The organism is Paenibacillus sp. 01L418 (genome assembly GCF_056400045.1).
This window is the reverse complement of the sequence record NZ_JBFTSN010000483.1, coordinates 1-4,399: the sequence shown is the minus strand read 5'-3', so window position 1 is coordinate 4,399 and position 4,399 is coordinate 1. Positions and strand designations below refer to the sequence as shown.

Genomic DNA, 4,399 nt, shown 5'->3' with positions numbered 1-4,399 from the left:
CTGCCGAAGCGGCTATTCGGTTTCATCGCTTGATTCCTCTTTTTATGAATATATTTGCTGAAAAGGAACATCCTCTCCTTATTTTTCTAGACGATCTACAATGGGCAGACCCAGCTACGTTGGATGTCCTTCGTTCGCTTGCCCATGCTCCCAATCGATTAAACTTACTAGTAATAGGAACGTTAAGAGTAGAAACGGCTTCTGGCTGCTCGGACAACGGAGCAAATCAAGGTGAAGCAGCCGTATGGATGGAGAACACACTTAACTTGCAGCATGCAAGCTCATCCATACCCGTACAGCATATCGCCCTCGAATCGCTGACCTATTTGGATGTAAGGCAAGTTCTTTCGCATGTTCTTAACGAAAATTCGGCTCGTGTACGAATACTTGCAGAGGTGCTATTTCATCGAACAGGCGGTAATCCACTATTCGTACATCGTCTTCTAGACAGCCTGTATCGTGAGAATAAGTTTTATTATGATGAGGAAGCTGGGATTTGGAATTGGGATGCTGCGGCAGTTACACAGATACCGGAACATCCTGACATTCTTTATTTAATCGGGACCCGTATTCGTATGCTTTCAGCGGATATGGTTGAGCTGCTTGCCATAGGTGCAGCGATTGGTCATCGTTTTCATTCCACTACGATCGCTTTAGTAAGCGGCCGCTCTCCGCTTCATACACTTCAGCTTTTACATTTAGTAGAGGAAGAGGGTTTATTAAGTAGAGAAATTGAAATGGATGATGCAGCAGCGGATGAAGGTTATTATACATTTATGCATGACCGTGTGCAGCAGGCAGCTTATATGACTATTGCCGAAGCGGAAAAAGCGAGCTTGCATCTGACCATCGGCCGTGTGTTACGCGACCATTCATTAGAAGAGCGTGAACACTCCATTTATGATATGGTGTATCACTTGAATATGGGCAGCGATAAGCTGGTAAATGAAGCAGAAAAGATGGAGCTAGCTGAATATAACTATCAGGCAGGTTTGAAATCGAAGGCAGCAACAGCATTTGCGGCTGCTCTGAACTTTTTTGAAAAAGGCTTGCAGCATGCGGGGGATGATTGGAGGAGTACGAGCTCACTAGCCTATCGTCTGATGCTGGAGCTGCCTGAATGTGAATTTATGTGCCGTCGCATAGACAAGGCAGAAGCTCTGCTCGAACAATTGATGTCCTGTACTACGGACTTGGTGGAGCGCTCTCAGATTTACCTGAAACGCATAGCCATGTATTCGTACTTGAAGAATGACGAGCTTGCTGTCCATATTGGAAAGCAGGCGCTGGCGGAATTTGGCTGGATTTTTTCCAGTAAGCCCTCTAAAGCTGTCATCGTAAAGGAATTGATCATGACGCAAAGTGCATTATTTAGTATGCGGCATGAGATTATGAATTTACCGATTAATCGTAATCCTGAGTATAAAGCCTTGTCGGACTTGGTCATGGCGATATCATCTTCTGTATTTACATTAAGCCTTGAACTGTCTGCTGTACTTTTCTCGAGGTTCATTCGCTATGCTCTAAAGCATGGAAGCAACGAAGCGTTCGCGTTTATGCTTGCTGGCTATGGCATGATTATTTTTAAAATTTCTTTCTATCATACGGGACCCCAATATATAGATTTGGCATTTAAGCTATCAGCCTCCTTTGAAAGCTCGGATTTGCGAAGCAGACTGCACTATATTAAGGGGCTTGTTGGGCTGCAGCAGAATCCTGAAGCAAGCGTCAAGCATTTTGAGCAATCGATTTACTATGGGATGGAATCGATTAATCTGTCCTATGTAAGTATCGCTATGCTAACCTCTACGACCACTCATACCGGTGATTTGCATACACTTACTGCACGGATTTCGAATTATGAAGAAATTTCACAGCAGCTCTTGGATGAAGTCACAGTTAATATCTTTCGCATTGCGAGGTGGTATGTGGCACAAATGCAGGATGGAGCGAGTGAATACGATGAAGTCGTAGTGCCGGTGCTGAAGGATCGATTCGAGGAGAAGCTGAATAATGAGGTTTATTATACTTGTACCAGTCAGATAGAAATTGCTTATTTGTTCGGACGCTATCAAGATGCCCTGGAATGGGTAGAGAAGGGCAAATTCAACACGTATCGTCAAACCCGGATGCAAGTGCGCAAACAGCATATTTACCATTCCCTGACGCTTGCTGCCATGTATGCGGAGGCAGCGGTGGATGCGCAAAAGGGCATTCGCGCAAAGCTTAACAAGCAATTGCGCAGCATGAGGCAATGGACGGGATATTACGGGAATGAATCTTCAGCATATTTGCTCATAACAGCTGAGCTCCACCGTATTGATGGTGACCGAGTGAATGCAGCCAAAGGATTTGAGGGAGCGACCCGAGAAGCTCGAAGAGAAGGAAATGGGCTAATGGAGGCTATTTCTTGTGAGCGTGCTTCAATCTTCTATAGGGAAGCTGGGAGTATTACCGGAGCGGATGTTCTGATTGCAGATGCCTGCGCTGCTTATTCAAGATGGGGGGCAACTGCTAAAGCAAAAAGACTGATGGAGTCAAATTCCAAGCTGAAATTAGCTATGGCGGAACTACAAACAGAAAGCGTGGCTGCCACTGAGGAAATTGGACAAGTAAGCACTATCCGTGAAACCACACCAATGTTCGTTGATGAAAAGGCGTTTATACGGCAAATTACAGATTGGTCAAGAAAGGCAGATGACTCTAATGTAATGAGTCAATTCCTGGAGTCGGCACTTCGGTATTCCGGTGCGGAAAAGGGATATGTGCTGGAGAGCCATGAAGAGGTTTTCACCATTGCAGATCAGGCTGGCACTAGGAATGAGAGTGATGGAGAGGTTTCGTACGCGGAGGCTATTGTCCGTTATGTGGTTAAGACAGGTGATTCGGTTGTGCTTGCAAATGCTTCACGCAGCTCATACGCAGCTGATCCCTATATCACTCGCAGTAAGTCTCAGTCTGTTCTTTGTATGCCGGTTTCCTTTCCAGGAACATCATCGCAATCTGTCCTTTATTTGGAGAATAATCTGATCTCCGATGTATTTACGAAGGAGAGGCTCGAAGTGCTGGATCTTATGATTGCACGGATGGTTTATTTGAAATCGTCAGAGGAATTCCTAATTCAAAGCAGTGCGTCTGCGTCTAGTAGCGATTCGGAGTACAGTCCTCTAGATATCGCTGCCAATGCTGCACAGCCGCAGCCGTTAGTTGAACTGCTGACAAACCGTGAAGCAGAGATTTTGTATGCTTTAACCGATGGATTGTCGAATAAGGAAATCGCCTATCGTTTTGGATTAAAGGAAAGCACCGTGAAAAGTTATGTATTCCATCTATACGGAAAACTAGGCGTGAAACGGCGCAGTCAGGCCATTGCGCGTGCAAAAGAATTAGAGCTGGTTACTTAGTTGTATGGGATAGGCATTTATATGTGGGAGAATACAATAATTACTCATAAGATTGGAGAGGTGAGAATGAGAGGCGGATACAGTATCCTTAGGGAAATTCATAGAAAAGATTTTATGCCTAATGGGAAGGACTATGGCCTATTAGACTATGAATTCGATAATATGATCCGTTTTCTTGAGAAACAAGGGTACCTAGAAAGAGTATTGAGAGTGGGCGACGCCTATTCGCTAAAACCAGCAAAATTAACGTTAAAGGGACTCCAGCTTCTGAAGGATAAATCTGATTATGAAGAAACCTATCCCGCAAGGAATGGTTTGATTGAATGGGTTAGATCAGAGAAAGAACATTATTYTAATTACTAGGCTCCACCAATCACACAGAAGAGAATGTCCCAAAGATAACATGATTTGCTTAAGAAATCATGTGAATATTGAAAAAATGGCGTTACAGAGATTTATTTCTGTGACGCCTTTTTTTTATTTATTAGACATACCACGGACAATATTAGGCCCTAACCAGCTCTTTGGCATACTGCTTGCCTGCCGAAAGAAGAGTGCCGCTCAGTTCTGGATCGTGAACAGACCGTGCAAGAACAAGAGTGCCGACCATTGTACTGATCAGTGCGCTGCCCTTGGTTGTGTCAATTCCCGCTAGATTCGAGATGAAAGTAATCATCCGCTCCAGTTCGTGGGTAAATACCTGCCGGACCTCTTCGGAAGAACGGGGAATTTCGCCAGAAAGAGCAGGAAGAATGCAGCCCATCTCTGTTTTGTCGCGGTGATACGGACTTAAATAATAATCGATAACACTATTGATTTTGGGATTCTGCTTCTCCTGATCAGCAGCATTCTGCAAAATGGCTATGGTATCGCTGATAGCATACCGGCAGGCTTCGGCGACCAGCTGTTCTTTGTTGTCAAAGTGTGAATAAAACCCTCCATGCGTAAGTCCTGCCCCCTTCATAATGAACGGAACACTTACATCGAGTATACCC

At 44.6% G+C, this 4,399-nt stretch carries 2 protein-coding genes; one reads left to right on the top strand and one right to left on the bottom strand.

Annotated features, from left to right (window positions below; all coding sequences use genetic code 11):
• A partial coding sequence (locus tag AC1DSE_RS30915) for a helix-turn-helix transcriptional regulator (RefSeq protein ID WP_477528746.1) occupies positions 1 to 3,404 on the top strand: 3,404 nt, incomplete at its 5' end.
• A gap of 505 nt (positions 3,405 to 3,909) precedes the next feature.
• On the opposite strand, the gene AC1DSE_RS30910 is transcribed toward AC1DSE_RS30915, so the two are convergent.
• Positions 3,910 to 4,399, bottom strand: a 490-nt coding sequence (locus AC1DSE_RS30910; protein WP_477528745.1) for a TetR/AcrR family transcriptional regulator, incomplete at its 5' end; no start/stop codon positions are given.